This is a genomic window from Caenispirillum bisanense, assembly GCF_039523075.1.
GTDB classification, from domain to species: Bacteria; Pseudomonadota; Alphaproteobacteria; order Rhodospirillales; family Rhodospirillaceae; genus Caenispirillum; species Caenispirillum bisanense.
Genome location: NZ_BAAAEP010000040.1, coordinates 1 through 18,077, shown reverse-complemented (window position 1 = coordinate 18,077; position 18,077 = coordinate 1). Strand labels below are relative to the sequence as shown.

At 69.0% G+C, this 18,077-nt stretch carries 19 protein-coding genes; 14 read left to right on the top strand and 5 right to left on the bottom strand.

Going from position 1 to position 18,077, the window contains the following annotated elements:
* The first annotated feature begins 11 nt into the window (after nt 1–11).
* From cysD to ABD056_RS16280, 3 genes are read left to right on the top strand one after another with little or no spacing between them, the layout of a single operon-like run.
* Nucleotides 12–935 (top strand): sulfate adenylyltransferase subunit CysD, encoded by a 924-nt coding sequence (gene cysD, locus ABD056_RS16290; RefSeq protein ID WP_343868318.1) that lies wholly within the window; start codon nt 12–14, stop codon nt 933–935.
* Complete coding sequence (gene cysN / locus ABD056_RS16285; protein ID WP_343868317.1) at nt 935–2,842, top strand: sulfate adenylyltransferase subunit CysN; 1,908 nt, start codon at nt 935–937, stop codon at nt 2,840–2,842. The genes cysD and cysN overlap by 1 nt, the downstream gene beginning before the upstream one ends.
* A 22-nt stretch (nt 2,843–2,864) precedes the next feature.
* Nucleotides 2,865–3,872, top strand: a complete 1,008-nt coding sequence (locus ABD056_RS16280) for an NAD-dependent epimerase/dehydratase family protein (RefSeq protein ID WP_343868316.1) — start codon at nt 2,865–2,867, stop codon at nt 3,870–3,872.
* 67 nt (nt 3,873–3,939) lie between these two features.
* Here ABD056_RS16280 and ABD056_RS16275 read toward each other — a convergent pair whose 3' ends face one another.
* A complete protein-coding gene (locus tag ABD056_RS16275; RefSeq protein ID WP_343868315.1) occupies nt 3,940–4,362 on the bottom strand; it encodes an ACT domain-containing protein in 423 nt (140 codons plus the stop codon).
* Between the two features lie 4 nt (nt 4,363–4,366).
* Entirely contained in the window at nt 4,367–5,404 is a 1,038-nt protein-coding gene (locus tag ABD056_RS16270) for a threonine aldolase family protein (RefSeq protein ID WP_343868314.1), read from the bottom strand.
* A gap of 145 nt (nt 5,405–5,549) precedes the next feature.
* On the opposite strand from ABD056_RS16270, the gene ABD056_RS16265 reads away from it, so the two are divergent.
* The 4 genes from ABD056_RS16265 to ABD056_RS16250 all read left to right on the top strand — a co-directional run bounded on the left by ABD056_RS16265 (nt 5,550) and on the right by ABD056_RS16250 (nt 8,701).
* Complete coding sequence (locus tag ABD056_RS16265) at nt 5,550–6,353, top strand: ABC transporter ATP-binding protein (RefSeq protein ID WP_343868349.1); 804 nt, start codon at nt 5,550–5,552, stop codon at nt 6,351–6,353.
* Between the two features lie 70 nt (nt 6,354–6,423).
* On the top strand, nt 6,424–7,182 hold the full coding sequence (locus ABD056_RS16260) for an ABC transporter substrate-binding protein (RefSeq protein ID WP_343868313.1): 759 nt from the start codon (nt 6,424–6,426) through the stop codon (nt 7,180–7,182).
* 127 nt (nt 7,183–7,309) lie between these two features.
* Entirely contained in the window at nt 7,310–7,984 is a 675-nt protein-coding gene (locus ABD056_RS16255) for an ABC transporter permease (RefSeq protein ID WP_343868312.1), read from the top strand.
* Nucleotides 7,985–7,999: 15 nt separating this feature from the next.
* Nucleotides 8,000–8,701: an ABC transporter permease gene (locus ABD056_RS16250; protein WP_343868310.1), complete on the top strand. Its 702-nt coding sequence runs from the start codon at nt 8,000–8,002 to the stop codon at nt 8,699–8,701.
* Nucleotides 8,702–8,721: 20 nt separating this feature from the next.
* Here ABD056_RS16250 and ABD056_RS16245 read toward each other — a convergent pair whose 3' ends face one another.
* Together ABD056_RS16245 and ABD056_RS16240 are read right to left on the bottom strand one after the other, a co-directional pair.
* Nucleotides 8,722–9,396: a hypothetical protein gene (locus ABD056_RS16245; RefSeq protein ID WP_343868308.1), complete on the bottom strand. Its 675-nt coding sequence runs from the start codon at nt 9,394–9,396 to the stop codon at nt 8,722–8,724.
* Nucleotides 9,397–9,705: 309 nt separating this feature from the next.
* Nucleotides 9,706–10,065: a LysE family transporter gene (locus ABD056_RS16240; RefSeq protein WP_343868306.1), complete on the bottom strand. Its 360-nt coding sequence runs from the start codon at nt 10,063–10,065 to the stop codon at nt 9,706–9,708.
* Between the two features lie 136 nt (nt 10,066–10,201).
* Between ABD056_RS16240 and ABD056_RS16235 the strand changes: the two genes are divergently transcribed.
* Nucleotides 10,202–10,402: a hypothetical protein gene (locus ABD056_RS16235; protein WP_343868305.1), complete on the top strand. Its 201-nt coding sequence runs from the start codon at nt 10,202–10,204 to the stop codon at nt 10,400–10,402.
* Nucleotides 10,403–10,682: 280 nt separating this feature from the next.
* Here the strand turns inward: ABD056_RS16235 and ABD056_RS16230 are convergent, their stop codons facing one another.
* Nucleotides 10,683–11,777, bottom strand: coding sequence for a porin (locus tag ABD056_RS16230; RefSeq protein WP_343868303.1), 1,095 nt, complete (start codon nt 11,775–11,777; stop codon nt 10,683–10,685).
* 309 nt (nt 11,778–12,086) lie between these two features.
* Between ABD056_RS16230 and ABD056_RS16225 the strand changes: the two genes are divergently transcribed.
* The 6 genes from ABD056_RS16225 to ABD056_RS16200 all read left to right on the top strand — a co-directional run.
* Nucleotides 12,087–12,665: a DUF3576 domain-containing protein gene (locus tag ABD056_RS16225; RefSeq protein WP_343868301.1), complete on the top strand. Its 579-nt coding sequence runs from the start codon at nt 12,087–12,089 to the stop codon at nt 12,663–12,665.
* Between the two features lie 140 nt (nt 12,666–12,805).
* Nucleotides 12,806–15,418: a leucine--tRNA ligase gene (gene leuS, locus ABD056_RS16220; protein ID WP_343868299.1), complete on the top strand. Its 2,613-nt coding sequence runs from the start codon at nt 12,806–12,808 to the stop codon at nt 15,416–15,418.
* A gap of 19 nt (nt 15,419–15,437) precedes the next feature.
* Entirely contained in the window at nt 15,438–15,959 is a 522-nt protein-coding gene (gene lptE / locus ABD056_RS16215; protein WP_343868297.1) for an LPS assembly lipoprotein LptE, read from the top strand.
* Nucleotides 15,956–16,981 (top strand): DNA polymerase III subunit delta, encoded by a 1,026-nt coding sequence (gene holA, locus ABD056_RS16210; protein WP_343868295.1) that lies wholly within the window; start codon nt 15,956–15,958, stop codon nt 16,979–16,981. The genes lptE and holA overlap by 4 nt, the downstream gene beginning before the upstream one ends.
* Nucleotides 16,982–17,077: 96 nt before the next feature.
* Entirely contained in the window at nt 17,078–17,791 is a 714-nt protein-coding gene (locus ABD056_RS16205) for an EI24 domain-containing protein (protein WP_343868293.1), read from the top strand.
* Nucleotides 17,791–18,077: hypothetical protein (locus ABD056_RS16200; protein ID WP_425545047.1), on the top strand; the 287-nt coding region annotated here is incomplete at its 3' end. The genes ABD056_RS16205 and ABD056_RS16200, both read left to right, overlap by 1 nt.

The following is an 18,077-nucleotide window of genomic DNA, read 5'->3' as shown; positions in this document are numbered from 1 at the left end:
AAAGTGACGCCATGACGGTTCCCCTGCTCAGCCCCGACCGCCTCACCCACCTTCAGCGCCTGGAGGCGGAAAGCATCCACATCATGCGCGAGGTGGCGGCCCAGTTCCGCAACCCGGTGATGCTCTATTCCATCGGCAAGGACAGCAGCGTCATGCTGCATCTGGCGATGAAGGCGTTCTACCCGTCGAAACCGCCGTTCCCGCTGATGCACGTGGACACCACCTGGAAGTTCCGCGAGATGATCGCCTTCCGCGACCAGCGGGCGAAGGAACTGGGGCTCGACCTCATCGTCCACATCAACCAGGACGGCGTGCGGGCCGGCATCGGGCCGTTCAGCCATGGCTCGGCGGTGCATACGGACGTGATGAAGACCCAGAGCCTGAAGCAGGCGCTGGACAAGTACGGCTTCGACGCGGCCTTCGGCGGCGCCCGCCGCGACGAGGAAAAGAGCCGCGCCAAGGAACGCATCTTCTCCTTCCGCACCGCCAGCCACCGCTGGGACCCCAAGAACCAGCGGCCGGAACTGTGGACGCTCTACAACGGCCGCATCAACAAGGGCGAGAGCATCCGCGTCTTCCCCCTGTCCAACTGGACCGAGCTGGACATCTGGCAGTACATCTATCAGGAGAACATCCCGGTGGTGCCGCTCTACTTCGCCGCACCCCGCCCGGTGGTGGAGCGCGACGGCATGCTGGTGATGGTCGACGACCACCGCATGCCGCTCAACCCCGGCGAGACGCCGGCCGAAACCTGGGTGCGCTTCCGCACGCTCGGCTGCTACCCGCTGACCGGCGCCATCGAAAGCCGCGCCGCCACGCTGCCGGAAATCATCCGCGAGATGCTGCTCGCCACCACCAGCGAACGCCAGGGCCGCGCCATCGACAAGGACGCCGGCGCCTCCATGGAAGCCAAGAAGCAGGAGGGCTACTTCTGATGGCCGCCGACGCCCGCGACACCGCCATTGCCGAGGTGGAGGACTACCTCAAGCGCCAGGAAGCCAAGGACCTGCTGCGCTTCATCACCTGCGGCTCGGTCGACGACGGCAAGTCGAGCCTGATCGGCCGCCTGCTGTACGACTGCAAGCTGCTGTTCGAGGACCAGCTGGCGGCGCTGGAGAAGGACTCCGGCCGCTTCGGCACCACCGGCAGCGGCACCCTTGACCTCGCGCTGCTGGTGGACGGTCTGGCGGCCGAGCGCGAGCAGGGCATCACCATCGACGTCGCCTACCGCTTCTTCACCACCGACAAGCGCAAGTTCATCGTCGCCGACACGCCGGGGCACGAGCAGTACACCCGCAACATGGCCACCGGCGCCTCCACCGCCGAGCTGGCGGTGCTGCTGGTGGATGCGCGCAAGGGCGTGCTGACCCAGACCCGGCGCCACAGCTACATCGTGTCGCTGCTGGGCATCCGTCATGTGGTGCTGGCGGTGAACAAGATGGACCTGGTGGACTGGGACCAGGAAACCTTCGAGCGCATCGCCGCCGATTACCGCACCTTCGCCGGCCGCCTCGGCATTCCGCACGTCACCTGCGTGCCGGTGTCGGCGCTGACCGGCGACAACGTCACCACCCCGGCGACCGCCGCCATGCCGTGGTACGAGGGGCCGACCCTGCTCGCCCATCTGGAGACGGTGCAGGTGGCGTCCGACGCGCTGGCGCGGCCGTTCCGCCTGCCGGTGCAGTGGGTCAACCGCCCCAACCAGGATTTCCGCGGCTTCTCCGGCACCATCGTCGGCGGCAGCGTCGCGCCGGGCGACCGGGTGGCGGTGCTGCCGTCGGGCAAGACCACCACGGTGGCGCGGGTGGTCACCCTGGACGGCGACCTCGCCCGCGGCATTGCCGGTCAGGCGGTGACGGTGACCCTGGCGGAGGAAATCGACGTCAGCCGCGGCGACGTCATCGCCGCCGCCGACGACCGGCCGGAGGTGGCCGACCAGTTCGCCGCCCATGTGGTGTGGATGAGCGAACAGCCGCTGCTGCCCGGCCGCCCCTACATCCTGCGCCTCGGCACCACCAGCGTCGGCGCCCAGGTGACCGAGCTGAAGCACCGGGTCGACGTCAACACCCTGGAGAAGGCAGCGGGCAAGCACCTGGACCTCAACGAGGTCGGCTTCTGCAACCTCGCCCTCGACCGGCCGGTGCCCTTCGACCCCTATGCCGCCAACCGCGACATGGGCGGCTTCATCCTCGTCGACCGGCTGACCAACGCCACCGTCGGCTGCGGCATGATCGACTTCGCCCTGCGCCGCGCCTCCAACATCCACTGGCACGTCAGCGAGGTGGACAAGGCCGCCCGCGCCGCCCTGAAGGGCCAGAAGCCCTGCGTGCTGTGGTTCACCGGCCTGTCCGGCGCCGGCAAGTCCACCGTCGCCGACCTGGTGGAGCAGGAACTGCACCGCCTCGGCCGTCACACCATGCTGCTGGACGGCGACAACGTGCGCCACGGCCTCAACAAGGACCTCGGCTTCACCGACGAGGACCGGGTGGAAAACATCCGCCGCGTCGCCGAGGTGTCGCGCCTGATGGTGTCCGCCGGCCTGATCGTGCTGGTGTCGTTCATCTCCCCCTTCCGCAGCGAGCGCCGCATGGCCCGCGACCTGCTGGAGGACGGCGAGTTCCTGGAGGTCTTCGTCGACGCCCCGCTGGAAGTGTGCGAACGCCGCGACCCCAAGGGGCTCTATCGCAAGGCGCGGTCCGGCCAGCTGCCCAACTTCACCGGCATCGGCAGCCCCTACGAGCCGCCGGAGGCGCCGGAACTGCGCCTGCCGGCCGGCGACGAGGCGCCGCAGGCCCTGGCCACCCGCGTCGTCGCGCTGCTGCGCGACCGCGGCATCGTCTGAGGCCCGGGTGGAGACAGACGGGGTGGAGACAGACGGGGTGGAGACTGGGCGGCCGCGCACGGTCGCCGTCACCGGCGCCACCGGCTTCGTCGGCACCGCCGTCTGCCGCCGCCTGCTGGCCGACGGCTGGCGGGTGGTGGCGCTGGTGCGAACAGCGGCACCGGCGGCGGCGCAGCCCTCGGGTGTCGAGTCGCGGCCGCTGGGCGACCTGACGGCGGTGGCGGATTTCGCCCCCCTGCTGGGCGACGTGCAGGCGGTGGTGCATCTGGCCGCCAAGGTCCACGTCATGCGCCCCACCACCGCCGATGCCGCCGACTTCCACCGCGTCAACGTGGAGGTGACGCGGCGGCTGGCGGAAGGCGCGGCGCGGGCCGGCGTCGGCCGGCTGCTGTTCGTCAGCACCATCAAGGTCAACGGCGAGGCCACCGCCCCCGGCCGCCCCTTCCGCGCCGACGACCCGCCGGCCGCCGCCGACGACTACGGCCGCTCCAAAGCAGCGGCGGAGGCGGCGCTGTGGCAGGTGGCGGCGGCTCATCCCGGCCTCGGGGTGACGGTGATCCGGCCGCCGGTGGTCTACGGTCCGGGGGTGAAGGCCAACATCGCCGCCCTGGCGCGGCTGTGCGACAGCCCGTGGCCGCTGCCCCTCGGTGCCACCGGCAATGCCCGCAGCCTGATCGCCGTCGACAACCTGGCCGATGCCGTCGCCGTCGCCCTGGCGGCGCCGCAGGCGGCGGTGGAGGTCTATCTGGTGCGCGACGGCGAGGACGTCTCCACCGGCGAGCTGATCCGCCGCCTGCGCCGCCTGCAGGGCCGGCCGGCGCGGCTGCTGCCGGTGCCGCCGGGCGTGCTGGCGACGCTGCTGCGACTCGGCGGCCGCGGCGGGCTGGGCGACCGGCTGCTGGGCTCGCTGACCGTCGACGACGGACCGATCCGGGCCGAGCTGGGCTGGCAGCCGCCGCTCAGCCTGGACCAGGGGCTGGCGCGCCTGTTGGGACGCGGCCAGAATCAGGACCAGCCCGCCCTCTCCTAAGGGAGCTGTTCGTGGCGCATCTTCCGTTCCGACCCCAGCCCCCTCGGGCCGCGACCAGACGAGGGAGTCACCCCGCCGCCACCGTGTGACCGGCCGCCCGCCACGCCTCGGCGGCGGAGTCGGCCGAGGTCGCCTTCACCAGAATCCAGTCGGTGTCGAAGGTGGACAGCACGAAGATGCCGATGCCGGCCTCGGCCAGCGGCCGCGACAGGGCCGCCACCACGCCGGTGACCTCGAAGGCGAACGGCCCCTGCACCTCGAACACCCGCCACGGGCCATCCACCCGCAAGCCCTCCGCCGCCGGCGCTGCCGTGGCGGCGGCATGGTCGCAGATCACCGACAGCTCGTCCGGCGTGCGGGTGATGCTGTGAAACGTCCCCTGCCAGGCCCAGTCCGGCACCGGCGCGGCGGCCGGCAGGCGGCAGATGGCAAGGCTGCCGGGGCGCAGGGTGAGGGTGAGCGTCGGGCCGGGCGCCGCGGGGCCGGTCATGGCATCAGCCCGCCCGGCCGGCGATGACCGCCAGCAGGCGCTCGACATCGGCCATGTCGGTGTTGAAGGCGCAGACCATGCGCACCGCGTCGGGGCCGAGGTCGCCCCACGGGATGACCACGAAGCCGGCATCGGCCACCCGCTGGCGCACCGGCGGCGGCAGGTGGGCAAAGACCTCGTTGGCCTGCACCGGATGGGCGAGCGTGACACCCGCCTGCCCCAGCCCGTCCGCCAGCCGGCGGGCGCAGGCATTGGCGTGGCGGGCATTGGCCAGCCACAGGTCGTCCTCCAGATAAGCCTCCAGCTGCGCCGACAGGAACCGCATCTTGGAGAACAGATGGCCGCTGCGCTTGCGGCGGTAGACGAAGTCGCGCGCCAGGGCGGGATTGAAGAACACCACCGCCTCCGCCGCCCAGCAGCCGTTCTTGCTGGCCCCGAAGGACAGGATGTCGACGCCCGCCTTCCAGGTCACCTCCGCCGGCGCCACGTCCAGCGCCGCCACCGCATTGGCGAAGCGGGCGCCGTCCATGTGCAGCGCCAGGCCGTGGGCGCGGCAGACGGCGCTGATCGCCCGCACCTCGTCCAGGCCGTAAAGGGTGCCGGCCTCGGTCGCCTGGGTGAGGGTGACGGCCGCCGGCTGCACCCGGTGGACATCGCGCACCCCGGCGTGGTCGATGGCCGCCTGCACCGCCGCCGCCGTCAGCTTGCCGTGGTCGCCGGCCAGCGGCACCAGCTTGGCGCCGCCGGTGAACATCTCCGGCGCGCCGCACTCGTCCACCTGCACATGGGCGTCGGCATGGCACAGCACGCTGCCGTAGGGCGGCACCACCGTCGCCAGGGCCAGGGCATTGGCGGCGGTGCCGGTGGCCACCGGGAAGGCCAGCAGGTCGGGCTTGTCGAACACCTGCCGCAGCCGGTCCTGCACCCGCGCCGTCCAGTCGTCGCCGCCGTAGGGAGTGGCGCTGCCCGCGGCGGCGCGGCTGAGCGCGGCCATGATCTGCGGGTGGGCGCCGGTGACGTTGTCGCTGCCGAAATTGCTCACCGCTATCCTCCGGTAATAAACCCTGCGGGCGAAGTTCGTGAATCGTCGTAAAATCTTGACACTTCTTTGTGACCGGCAGGAAACTAAGCCGCCTCGACAGGCCCTACAACCCGTATCGCACAGCAAGGGAGTCGGCAACTTCGTGATCGACCTCAGCAAGGCCCCGGCCCCCGCGGGCGACACGACGCCGACGCTGGAGGTGGTGGACATCCACAAGCGCTACGGCGGGCTGGAGGTGCTGAAGGGCATCTCGCTCGAAGCCCGCGACGGCGACGTGATCTCCATCATCGGCTCGTCCGGCTCGGGCAAGAGCACCTTCCTGCGCTGCATCAACTTCCTGGAAACGCCCGACGCCGGCATCGTGCGGCTGGCCGGCGAGGACGTGCGGGTGAAGCAGGACCGCAAGGGCACCCCCCGCGTCGCCAGCCAGCGTCAGCTGGAACGCCTGCGCAGCCGTGTCGGCATGGTGTTCCAGAGCTTCAACCTGTGGCCGCACATGACCGTGCTGCAGAACGTGATGGAAGCGCCGGTCCACGTCCTCGGCCAGAACAAGGCCGAGGTGCGGGAACGGGCCGAGGCGCTGCTCGCCAAGGTGGGCCTGGCCGAGCGCCGCGACTACTACCCCAACCATCTGTCGGGCGGGCAGCAGCAGCGCGCTGCCATCGCCCGTGCCCTGTGCATGGACCCGCAGGTCATCCTGTTCGACGAACCCACCTCCGCCCTCGACCCCGAGCTGGTGGTGGAGGTGCTGGGCGTCATCCGCAAACTGGCGGAGGAAGGCCGTACCATGCTGATCGTCACGCACGAAATGGCCTTCGCGCGCGACGTCTCGACGCAGGTGATGTTCCTGCATCAGGGCCGGACCGAAGAACAGGGGCCGCCGTCCAAACTGTTCTCCGATCCCGACAGCCCCCGGCTGCGCCAGTTCCTGGCCAGCCACCTGCACTGACCGCCAAGGAACGCAACGACGTTTCGCCGTCCCCCGCCGCGGGGCCGGCCCTACAGGGAGCGCATACCCAATGACCCTCAAGAAGACCATCGCCGCCGCCGTCACCGCGGTCGTCATGGCCGCCGCCGCGTCCTCCGCCCTGGCCGCCGACAAGGTCCGCATCGCCACCGAAGGCGCCTTCCCGCCGTTCAACTTCATCGACGAGACCGGCAAGCTGCAGGGCTTCGACGTCGACATCGCCAACGCCCTGTGCGAGCAGATGAAGGCCGAGTGCGAGATCGTCGCCCAGGACTGGGACGGCATCATCCCCGGCCTGCTGGCCCGCAAGTACGACGCCATCATCGCCTCCATGTCGATCACCGACGAGCGCAAGAAGGCCGTCGACTTCACCGACAAGTACTATTCCAACAAGCTCCAGTACGTCGCCGAGAAGGGCAAGGACTTCGACACCTCGGCCGAGGCGGTGAAGGGCAAGACCATCGGCGCCCAGCGCGCCACCATCTCCGCCCAGTGGCTGGAGCAGAACGTGCCGGGCGTCAACATCAAGCTCTACGGCACCCAGGAAGAGGCCTTCCTCGACCTCGCCGCCGGGCGCCTGGACGGCGTGCTGAATGACGTCTACGTCACCTACGACTGGCTGCAGACGCCGGAAGGCGAGAAGTACGAGTTCAAGGGCGAGCCGGTCTATGACGACGACGAGATCGGCATCGCCATCCGCAAGGGCGACGACCAGCTGCGCGACAAGTTCAACGCCGCCCTCAAGGAACTGCGCGACAACGGCACTTATGCCAAGCTGAACGAGAAGTATTTCCCGTTCGACATCTACTAAGATCGGGCGGCAACGCCTGATCGTGTGACGACAGCAGGGCGCGGGGTGCCCGCATCCGCCGCCGCCGCCGTGGCGGGCGGATGCGCCGGCACCCCGTGGTCATCGGCGGACAAGGGAACAACAGCCGATGTTGCAGGCCTACCTGCCGCAGCTCCTGGCGGGGCTGTGGGTGACGGTGCAGCTGGCGCTGGGGGCGGTGGTCCTCGGGCTGGTGCTGGGGATTACGGGCGCCGCCATGAAGCTGTCGCCCGTCGGTCCGGTACGCTGGATCGCCGAGACCTACACCGCCATCTTCCGCGGCCTGCCCGAACTGCTGACCGTGCTGCTGGTCTATTTCGGCGGCACCGTGGTGCTGTCGGCGCTGGTCGGCTCGTACTTCGAGGTCTCGGCTTTCGGCGCCGGCGTGGCCGCCCTCGGCATCACCTTCGGCGCCTATGCGACCGAGGTGTTCCGCGGCGCCATCCTCGCCATTCCCAAGGGCCAGGTGGAGGCGGCGCAGGCCTTCGGCATGAGCAAGCTGCTGGCCTTCCGCCACGTGGTGCTGCCGCAGGTGTGGCGCATCGCCCTGCCCGGCCTCGGCAACCTGTTCCTGGTGCTGCTGAAGGACACCGCCCTGGTGTCGGTGGTGGGGCTGGAGGATCTGATGCGGCAGGCCGACATCGCCTCGCGCTACACCAAGCAGCCCTTCACCTTCTACATGGCGGCCGCCTTCATGTACCTGGGTCTGACGGTGATCACCATGGCCGTGCTGCACGTGCTGGAAAAGCGGGCGAACCGCGGCCAGCGCCGCGCGGCCTCGTGACGGAGCGCCGGCCCCATGGACATGCAGGTCTTTCTCGCCGCCTTCCCCGAACTGCTGAAGGGCGCCTGGCTGACGCTCCAGCTGGTGGGCGTCGCCATCCTGATCGGCTTCACCATCGCCCTGCCGGTGGCGCTGCTGCGGGTCAGCGCCAACCCGTGGGTGCGGGCGCTGCCGTTTGCCTACATCTTCTTCTTCCGCGGCACGCCGCTGCTGGTGCAGATGTTCCTGGTCTACTACGGCCTGTCGCAGTTCGAGGCGGTGCGGGCGAGCTTCCTGTGGCCGGTGCTGCGCGAGGCCTACTGGTGCGCCATCATCGCCTTCTCGCTGAACACGGCGGCCTATTCGGCGGAGATCCTGCGCGGCGCCATCCAGGCGGTGCCGCCCGGCGAGATCGAGGCGGCGCGGGCCCTGGGCATGAGCCGGGCGCTGACCTACCGGCGGGTTATCCTGCCGCGCGCCTTCCGCATCTGCCTGCCTGCCTATGGCAACGAAGTGATCCTGATGATCAAGTCGAGCGCCCTGGCCTCGACCATCACCCTGCTGGACCTGACCGGCATGGCCCGCAAGATCATCGCCGTCACCTACCAGCCGGTGGAGACCTTTGCGGCGGCGGGGGTGATCTATCTGGTGATGATCTTCCTGTTCGCCACTTTCCTGCGCTGGCTGGAGGTAAAACTCCACGCCAACCGCAACCCGCCGCCGGGGATGCCGAACTGAGGGGAAAGAAGCGAGAGAGATTATCGATCCGGTACCGTGCCGCCCAAATCTGACCAATTCAGCAAGGCGTCGGCGTACCGGCTTATGAATATATCCTCTTCATCCCCGCGAAGATGCTCCTGCGAGTACTCTCTAGCCACGCCACGCTGAATATCCAGGATGCAGAATGAGTTGTTGACCTGGGGGCCGATCGCTTCGCTGACTGCCCAAACAGCAAGACGCCAAGCCTCACCATCCAGTTCCGGCTCTTCTCGGAAGTAGGGGTAGACTGCAAAGGTCGACCTGGCTGCGCCTCCTAGCGCCATAGAGAGTAAATTCTCAACCTTCACGGTGGCGCCAAGGGTCCCGAACTCAAGCCTCCCGCTTATCCCGGGCTCAACAAGCATAATCGGCTCATTCTGCCACCTTCTCCAGGACGTCCACCACTCCAGGAACCCGTCCTTGAGTTGTTCATAGAGCCGTTCCCGCCGGAAGTTGCTATCGATCCGAGCCTGAGTCCGCTGGGAAAGATCGCCGCTGCCAGCGACGTGCGCCTTCGCGTCAGCCCAGAAAGGGGCGTAAAAGTCGCCACCGGACGTAGCCAGAAGAGCGGTCTGCCCGCGGCGGATATCCTCCAGGAGGATTGACCGCCTTCTCTGAGGCGTCGCGTACATGATCGCCAGGAGCTTGTGAAGGTGTATCCGGTAGAGAGACATGAGTTCCCCCTGAATATGAGGGAAATAGCATACCCACCTCATCCAACCACGACAACGGGCTGCGGACACGCCACGCCCGCAGAACGGGCAACAGTGGCCCGCCAAGCGAGAAAAAACACGACGCTCTATGTAAGAGATGTATATGCTTGACCCTCCCGACTAATAGTTTAGCCTGAGCTCCACTGGACGTTGACGTCGCTCAAAGGGACTTTGCCGGTAACGGACCGCGCCCGAGTCTAAATAAGCCTAAGGGGCTCCGCGGCGTCTGATCGCCACGGGCCCCTTAGTGCATTTTGGGCGGTTTTGCCCTCACCGCCGCGCCCACAGGCCCGGCAGGCTGGCGGTCAGGGCGTTGACGGCGAAGCCGACGAACAGGGCGCCGGTGGCGCGGATGATCCAGACGTCGTGGCGGCGGTAGACCGCCTTCGGGCCGGACAGGCCGGTCAGCCACACCAGGATCACGTCAGCCGCCAGGAACCCCAGGAAGGCCGCCGCCAGCAGTTCCGGCGCCACGCTCCAGGTCAGCGAGTCGGAGCGGTCGGCGAGCAGGGCGGTGAACATGGCCAGTGCCACCGAATAGCCCTTGGGGTTGGTGACGCCGAACAGCAGGCCGCGGCGGAACGGGCTGCGGGTGACGAAGCCGCCACGCGAGCCGCTGGGCGAGTTCATTTACCTTTATCTAGCGCACCTGGAGCGATTCCACACGCCCGCCATGTCACAGACAAGCTGCCGGGCGATTCGCGGCGCCTCGGCCTCATCGCCCTGCTGTTCCCCAAGGTGCGGGTGATCCATTGCCGGCGCCCCGGTGGACTCGTGCCTGTCCATCTACTTCCCGAACTTCGGCGGCCAGAACAACTATGCCTACGATCTGCGAGCGCTCGGCCACTTCTATCGCCAGTACCAGCGGCTGATGGCCCACTCGGCGGCGGCGGCGGCGGCGATGCAATTCTGGGGGTGGTGTACGAAGACGTGGTGGCCGACCACGAGGCGCAAGGCCGCCGCATGATCGAACACCTGGGCCTGGAGCGGCACCCGACCATGGCCGCCTTCCACACCAACACCTGCACCGTGTCCACGGCAAGCGTGTGGCAAGTACGGTAGCCGATCTACAAAGGCTCAGTGGAGCGCTGGCGCAAGTACGAAGCCCGCATCGGCTCACTGCTGGAGGCGCTTGGCATCACCGCCTGAGGCGGTGACTGGCCCTTCCGCCCCTCGGCCGGCCAGGCACAAAAAGAAAGGGAGCGGCGCGGGGCCGCTCCCTCCCTCCAACTGTCTTGCAGTCGTTCTTAGAACGACAGCTGCAGACCAACGATACCACCAGTGGCGTCGGTGTCGTTATCCGCACCAGCCGCATCCAGCTCACCGGTACCATGGAACAGAACGGCCGCGAGGGTCACGCCCGGGCCCATGGCGTAGCTGCCGTGCAGCGACCACTGGCGGTATTCAGCATCGTCGTTGCCGGCGCCAGCCAGTTCAACGTCGGACTGCAGGTAGACGAGCGAGACGCCGTACGGGCCAGTCTTGTAGCCAATGCCCGCGTTCCAAACGTTGCTGTCAAGACCATCAACGCCGTTGCGGTCCTGCAGGGTCAGGTAGGAGCCGCCGACCTGGAAGCCAGCGTAGCCGACGATCAGGCCAGCACGCCAAGCCGACGGATCTTCCAGGTTACCAGCGTCCGGAGCACTCTGCTGCATGTAAGCCAGGTCAGCACCGATCTGAACGCCCGAGAATTCGCCGTTGTAGGCCACGGCGGCTTCCCACTGGTTGTGGAAGTCATCCTCGCTGTCAGCCTGCAGCGCGGAGCTGACGGTGTTGCCGATCGCACCGCCCGGATTCGGCATGAAGGTGGCGCCGACCGAGAAGCCGGCCAGAGACGGGGAGATGTAGCTCACCGCAGCGCCGTCACTCGACTGAAGCGTGGTGTCGACGAGGCGGGCGTAGCCGCCACCCAGGGCAGCCGCCGGATTGAAGAAGGCGGCGACGTCATCGTCGGCCAGACCGTACTGCGGAGCTTCGTGAGCCAGACGGGTCAGGACGCCGTCCATCTGGCCGGCCATCACGCGACCGAAGGCGCCTTCGATGTACGCGTACTGCTCATCAGCGTTCTCAGCAGTGGCGTTGGTCTGGGCTTCCAGCTGGATCATGGCGCCGACGGTCAGGCCGTTGTCCAGGGTGGTGGCGCCGCTGAAGTAGACTTCAGTGTCGGTGTTGATACCGGTCAGGGTCGGATCGTAACCCGGCGCGTCATCCTGGGAAACGACGCCGAAGTACTGCTCCATCTTACCGCCCAGGCCGAGCTTGATCTTCTCGGCGGCGGAAGCCGGGGCAGCCAGGAGACCAGCCGCGATCAGCGCGGAGGTGCCAAGCAGAACCTTCTTCATGGTGACTTCCTTCTCTCTCGCAAATTCTGGCAAAGCCGAAACTTTAAAATCCCGCTCGGCCGCCCCGGGGGCATACCACCTGCGGGTCGAGGCAAAGGAAGCCATGGGTAAGGCCAAAGGTCAATTCATTGCCCCCTTTGATCGTGTCGTTTGTCGCACACTGTGGCGTCGCTGCAACAATCTCTGCGATGACGAGGGCTCGCGCCGCGCCGCGGCGCAGGGTATAAAGGTGCCCGTCGCGCCCGCCGGGTGGCGCCGCGTCCGCCGCTTCGGTGGCGAACCAGACCGATGGATACGAGAGAAGGGTTCATGACGGGCACTTACCGCGCTTCCGGCCGTACCGTCCTCAAGGCCGTGGCGACCGCACTGGCCGCCACCGTCGTCCTGTCCGCCTGTGGGCAGACGGAGGCGGTTTTCCCCGAGGACAAGCGCTACCGCACCGAGCCGAGCGGGTCTTACCGCATGGTGCGGCCGGGCCAGAGCGAGCAGGACCGCGAGACCATCTTCGGCCAGGGCGGCCTGTTCGGCGGCGGCGGCGACAAGAAGGACCAGGGCGGCACCGGCATCGGCGTCAACGCCTGGCTGTGGCGCGCCTCGCTGGATACGGTGGCGTTCATGCCGCTGGTGTCGGCCGACCCGTTCGGCGGCGTCATCATCACCGACTGGTACGCCGACCCGGCGACGCCGGGCGAGCGCTTCAAGGCCAACCTCTTCATCCTTGGCCGCGAGCTGCGGGCCGACGGCGTGCGGGTGAACGTGTTCCGCCAGGTGCGCGACCCCATGGGCAACTGGGTGGATGCGCCGGTGGCCCCGGGCGTCGCCGGCGAGATGGAGGACGCGGTGCTGACCCGCGCCCGCCAGCTGCGCATCGCCTCCAACGAAAAGTGACGGGCTGGCGGCCGGCGCGGCGGGCATGATCGCCCGGCGCCGGCCGCCGCCGTTCCGTCACACGCCAACCGGCGGCGCCGGGCCCCGCGCATGGGGCCGGCGCCCTTTCGACTCCAGAGAGAAGCAGGACGAGCAAGCCGATGTCGCGCTCCGACGACCGCTACAACGTCAAGGAAACCGAGGAAAAGTGGCAGCGCGTGTGGGAGGACCGCCAGGCGTTCCTGGCGACCGAGGATGCCTCCCGGCCCAAGTATTACGTGCTGGAGATGTTCCCCTACCCGTCGGGGCGCATCCACATGGGCCACGTGCGTAACTACACCCTCGGCGACGTGGTGGCGCGGGCCAAGCGGGCGCAGGGCTTCAACGTGCTGCATCCCATGGGCTGGGACGCCTTCGGCCTGCCGGCGGAAAACGCCGCCATCGAGCGCGGCGTCCACCCCGGCAAGTGGACGCGCGAGAACATCGCCGCCATGCGCGAGCAGTTCAAGCCCATGGGCCTGTCCATCGACTGGTCGCGTGAGGTCTCCACCTGCGAGCCGGAATACTACCGCCACGAACAGAAGATGTTCCTGGATTTCCTCAAGGCCGGGCTCGCCTACCGCAAGCGCAGCTGGGTCAACTGGGATCCGGTGGAGAACACCGTGCTCGCCAACGAGCAGGTGATCGACGGCAAGGGCTGGCGCTCCGGCGCCGCCGTGGAGCGGCGCGAGCTGAACCAGTGGTTCCTCAAGATCACCCACTACGCCGACGACCTGCTGGCGGCCCTCGACGGCCTGCCGCGCTGGCCGGAAAAGGTCCGCACCATGCAGGCCAACTGGATCGGCAAGTCGGAAGGCGCGCGCGTGTTCTTCGATCTGGCGGCGCCGGTCGCCGGCCATGACGAGGCGCATGTCGAGGTCTTCACCACCCGCCCCGACACCCTGTTCGGCGCCAGCTTCGTCGCCCTGTCGCCGCACCACCCGCTGACCCGCGCCCTGGCCGAACGCGACCCCCGACTCGTCGAGTTCATCGCCGAGTGCGACCGCATCGGCACCTCGGAAGAGGCCATCGAGACGGCGGAGAAGAAGGGCTTCGACACCGGCCTGACGGTGCGCCACCCGCTCGACCCCAGCTGGGAACTGCCGCTGTGGGTGGCCAACTTCGTGCTGATGGACTACGGCACCGGTGCCATCTTCGCCTGCCCCGGCCACGACCAGCGCGACATGGACTTCGCCCGCAAGTACGGCCTGCCGGTGCGGGCGGTGGTGGCGCCGAAGGATGCCGACGTCGCCGCGTTCTCCAAGGAGCTGGCGGAAACCGCCACCGATGCCTTCACCGAGGCCGGCGTCGCCGTCAACTCGGGCTTCCTCGACGGCCTTGCGACCACAGAGGCCAAGCGCGCCGCCATCGCGCGCCTGGAGGAACTCGGAAAGGGCAAGGGTACGGTGCAGTTCCGCCTGCGCGACTGGGGCGTGTCGCGCCAGCGTTACTGGGGCTGCCCGGTGCCGGTCATCCACTGCGACTCCTGCGGCATCGTGCCGGTGCCGGAAGACCAGCTGCCGGTGACCCTGCCCGAGGACGTCACCTTCGACAAGCCGGGCAACCCGCTCGACCATCATCCGACCTGGAAGCACGTCGACTGCCCCACCTGCGGCAAGCCGGCGCGGCGCGAGACGGATACCTTCGACACCTTCTTCGAATCGTCGTGGTACTTCGCCCGCTTCGCCGACCCGAAGAACGAGACGGCGGGCTTCGGCAAGGACAAGGCCGGCTACTGGCTGCCGGTGGACCAGTACATCGGCGGCATCGAGCACGCGGTGCTGCACCTGCTGTACTCGCGCTTCTTCACCCGCGCCCTGCGCGACTGCGGTTATCTCGACGTGGCGGAGCCCTTCGACGGCCTGTTCACCCAGGGCATGATCAACCACGAAACCTACAAGGACCCGAACGGCAAGTGGGTCGAGCCGGGTGACGTGGAAAAGCTGCCCGACGGCACCGCCCGCCGCCTGTCCGACAGCGCGCCGATCACCGTCGGCCGGTCGGAAAAGATGTCGAAGTCGAAGAAGAACACCGTCGACCCGACCCGCATCATCGACACCTACGGCGCCGATGCCGCCCGCCTGTTCATGCTGTCCGACAGCCCGCCGGACCGCGACCTCGACTGGTCCGATGCCGGCATCGAGGGCGCCTGGCGCTACCTCAACCGCCTGTGGCGGCTGGTGACCGACGCCGGCGTCGACCTCGGCACCGCCGGCGCCGCCCTGCCCGACGCGCTGCCGGCCGAGGCCATGGCGCTGGTGCGGGCCGCCCACAAGGCGGTGGCCGGCGTCACCGATGACCTGGAGGCGCTGCGCTTCAACACCGCCGTCGCCAAGCTGCGCGAACTGACCAACGCCATCGGCGATGCGGTGAAGGACCCGGCCAAGGCCGACGGCGCCGCGGTGCGATTCGCCCTGGAAACGGTGGTGCGGCTGCTCAACCCGATGACGCCGCACATCACCGAGGAACTGTGGCAGCGCCTCGGCCACACCACGTCCCTCGCCGAAACCGCCTGGCCCAATGCCGACCCGGCCATGCTGGTGGAGAACACGGTCACCCTGGCGGTGCAGGTCAACGGCAAGCTGCGCGGCACCGTCGAACTGCCCAAGGACTGCCCGAAGGAAGAGGCCGAGGCCGCCGCCCTGGCCCTGCCCAACGTGCAGCTGCAGCTGGAGGGCAAGGCGCCGCGCAAGGTGATCGTGGTGCCGGGCAAGATCGTCAACATCGTGGCCTGACATGGGGGACCGCACCGGCATGGCGACGCGACGCATGATCCTGCGAGGCCTGGCGGCAGCCGGCCTCGTCTCCCTCACCGCCGCCTGCGGCTACCGCCCCCTGTACGGCGGCGGCAGCCGGTCCGGCGCGGTGTCGGCGGAACTGGCCAAGGTGTTCGTCGCCCCCATCGCCGAACGCTACGGCCAGATCATGCGCAACGAGATGGAGCAGGCGGTCACCGCCGCCGGCCCCAGCCAGCCCAAGGTCTACACCCTGCAGGTGACGGTCGCCCGCCAGAGCCGCGAACTGGGCATCCTGAAGGACGCCACCGCCACCCGCGCCAACGTGGAGATGCGGGCCAGCTTCGCGCTGCTGAAGGATGGCAAGCCGGTGCTGCGCGACACCATGACCAGCATCGCCAGCTACAACATCCTCGATAACCAGTACTCCACCATCATTTCCAAGGAAGACGCGGAGTCGCGCGCCGCCCGCGACCTGGCGCAGCGGATCATCACCCGCGTGTCGGTGCATCTGGCCGGCCAGGCGCAGGCGGGCGGATGAAGCTGCAGGGCGGGCGTATCGAGGCCTTCGTCGCCCGGCCCGACCCGAAGATCCGCGCGGTGCTGGTCTACGGCCCCGATGCCGGTCTGGTGCGCGAGCGGGCGGAACGGCTGGTGCGTACCGTCGTCGACGATCCGCAGGACCCCTTCCGCGTCGCCGACCTCACCCCGGACGACCTCAAGGCCGACCCCGCCCGCCTGACCGACGAGGCCGCCGCCCTGTCGCTGACCGGCGGCCGCCGGGTGGTGCGGCTGCGCGATGCCGCCGACACGGTGGCGCCGCGACTCAAGAGCTTTCTTGAGGACGGCAAGGGCGAGGCGCTCATCATCCTGCAGGCCGGCGACCTGCCCAAGACCTCCGCCCTGCGCAAGCTGTGCGAAGGCGCCGACGATGCCGCCGCGCTGCCGTGCTATGCCGACGAAGGGGCGGGGCTGGAAACCCTGGTGCGCGACGTGCTGCGCGCCGCCGGCCTCAGCGCCTCGTCCGATGCCATGGGGTTCCTGCTGTCGCACCTTGGCAGCGACCGCCAGCTGATCCGCTCCGAACTGGACAAGCTGGTGCTCTACAAGGGCGGCCAGGGCGAGGTGACGCTGGCCGATGCCGCCGCCTGCATCGGCGATACGGCGGCGCTCGGCCTGGATGACCTGTGCTATGCCGTCGCCGACGGCGACAACGCCACCGCCCAGCGCATCCTCGACCGCCTCTACCGCGAGGGCACCAATCCGGTCGGCGTGCTGCGCACCCTGCAGCGGCATTTCCAGCGGCTGCATCTGGCGGTGGGCGCGGTGGAGGCCGGCAAGAGCCCCGATCAGGCGGTCAGCGGCCTGCGCCCGCCGGTGTTCTTCAAGGTCGCCGACCGCTTCAAGGGGCAGATGCGGCGGTGGACGGTGCCGCTCATCGGTCAGGCGCTGGACCTGCTGCTGGAAGCGGAGATCGACTGCAAGTCCACCGGCCTGCCGGCGGAGGAGATGTGCGCCCGCGCGCTGATGCAGGTGGCCCGCGCCGCCGGCGCCCGGCGGTGACGGCGCTGCCGCACCGCTGGCACCGCCAGTACCCTTGACACGCAACCGCAGGCGGCGATGCTGAGGGCGCCTGCGGCAGAACAAGGACCGGTACCCGTGATCGACGCCTTCGTCAAAGCCTTCGCCCAGTTGCCCGACCCGCGCATGCGGTCGGTGGTGCTGCTCGGTCTGGTCGCCGCGCTGGTGGTCTACATCCTGCTGGCGGTGGGGCTGTGGTGGGGGCTCACCTCCACCGCCCTGGTGACCCTGCCGTGGGTGGATGCGCTGGTGGACGTGCTGGGCGGCGTCGCCGTGTTCGTGCTGACGCTGCTGTTCTTCCCGGCCCTGGCGACGCTGGTCATCGGCTTCTTTCTGGAGCAGGTGGCCGACGCGGTGGAGGATCGCCACTACCCCGGCATGCCCACCAACCGCGAACAGCCGCTGAGCGAGGTGCTGGGCACCACCATCAAGTTCGCCGCTGTCATGGTCGGCCTCAATCTGGTGGCGCTGCCGCTCTATCTGTTCCTGATGCTGCTGCCGCCGGCCTCGGCGGTGCTGTTCTACGGCCTCAACGGCTACCTGCTGTCGCGGGAATATTTCGAGGTGGTGGCCCTGCGGCGAGTCGACCCGCCGACGGCGCGGGCGCTGCGCAAGCAGTACATGGGGCGGCTGTGGCTGGCCGGCGCCATCATCACCTTCCTGTCGACGGTGCCGTTCGTGAACATCGTCGCGCCGGTGGTGGGCACCGCCGCCATGACCCATGTCGTCACCCGCCTGCTGCAGCGCAACGGGCTGGTGGCGCCGGCCGCCGCCGCCGAAGGAGCCCGCTGATGCGCCGCCATCCTGCCCTGCTGCTGGCGGCCGGGGCCGCCGCCCTGGTTGCCGCCTGCACCCCCGAACGGCCGGTGCGGGTGCTGCAGGCCGACGGCACCGAAGTGGTGATCAGCGGCACGCCGCACACGCCCCGCCCGCCGCGCCCGGAGCCGGCGGCCACCGCGGCGGATGCCCGCAAGGCCGCGTCGGTGGCCGATGCCCTGCCCGAGCCGGCCGCCGAGGCGCTCGCCCTGGCGGCGGTGCCGGCGCCGCGGGTGGGGACGGGGGCCCCGCCGGCCCCCAC

Coding starts and splice junctions, on each gene's coding strand:
- cysD (WP_343868318.1), top strand. CDS start 12: ATGACGGTTCCCCTGCTCAGCCCCGACCGCCTCACCCACCTTCAGCGC.
- cysN (WP_343868317.1), top strand. CDS start 935: ATGGCCGCCGACGCCCGCGACACCGCCATTGCCGAGGTGGAGGACTAC.
- ABD056_RS16275 (WP_343868315.1), bottom strand. CDS start 4,362: ATGACCGGCCCCGCGGCGCCCGGCCCGACGCTCACCCTCACCCTGCGC.
- ABD056_RS16260 (WP_343868313.1), top strand. CDS start 6,424: ATGACCCTCAAGAAGACCATCGCCGCCGCCGTCACCGCGGTCGTCATG.
- ABD056_RS16255 (WP_343868312.1), top strand. CDS start 7,310: ATGTTGCAGGCCTACCTGCCGCAGCTCCTGGCGGGGCTGTGGGTGACG.
- ABD056_RS16250 (WP_343868310.1), top strand. CDS start 8,000: ATGGACATGCAGGTCTTTCTCGCCGCCTTCCCCGAACTGCTGAAGGGC.
- ABD056_RS16245 (WP_343868308.1), bottom strand. CDS start 9,396: ATGTCTCTCTACCGGATACACCTTCACAAGCTCCTGGCGATCATGTAC.
- ABD056_RS16240 (WP_343868306.1), bottom strand. CDS start 10,065: ATGAACTCGCCCAGCGGCTCGCGTGGCGGCTTCGTCACCCGCAGCCCG.
- ABD056_RS16230 (WP_343868303.1), bottom strand. CDS start 11,777: ATGAAGAAGGTTCTGCTTGGCACCTCCGCGCTGATCGCGGCTGGTCTC.
- ABD056_RS16225 (WP_343868301.1), top strand. CDS start 12,087: ATGACGGGCACTTACCGCGCTTCCGGCCGTACCGTCCTCAAGGCCGTG.
- leuS (WP_343868299.1), top strand. CDS start 12,806: ATGTCGCGCTCCGACGACCGCTACAACGTCAAGGAAACCGAGGAAAAG.
- lptE (WP_343868297.1), top strand. CDS start 15,438: ATGGCGACGCGACGCATGATCCTGCGAGGCCTGGCGGCAGCCGGCCTC.
- holA (WP_343868295.1), top strand. CDS start 15,956: ATGAAGCTGCAGGGCGGGCGTATCGAGGCCTTCGTCGCCCGGCCCGAC.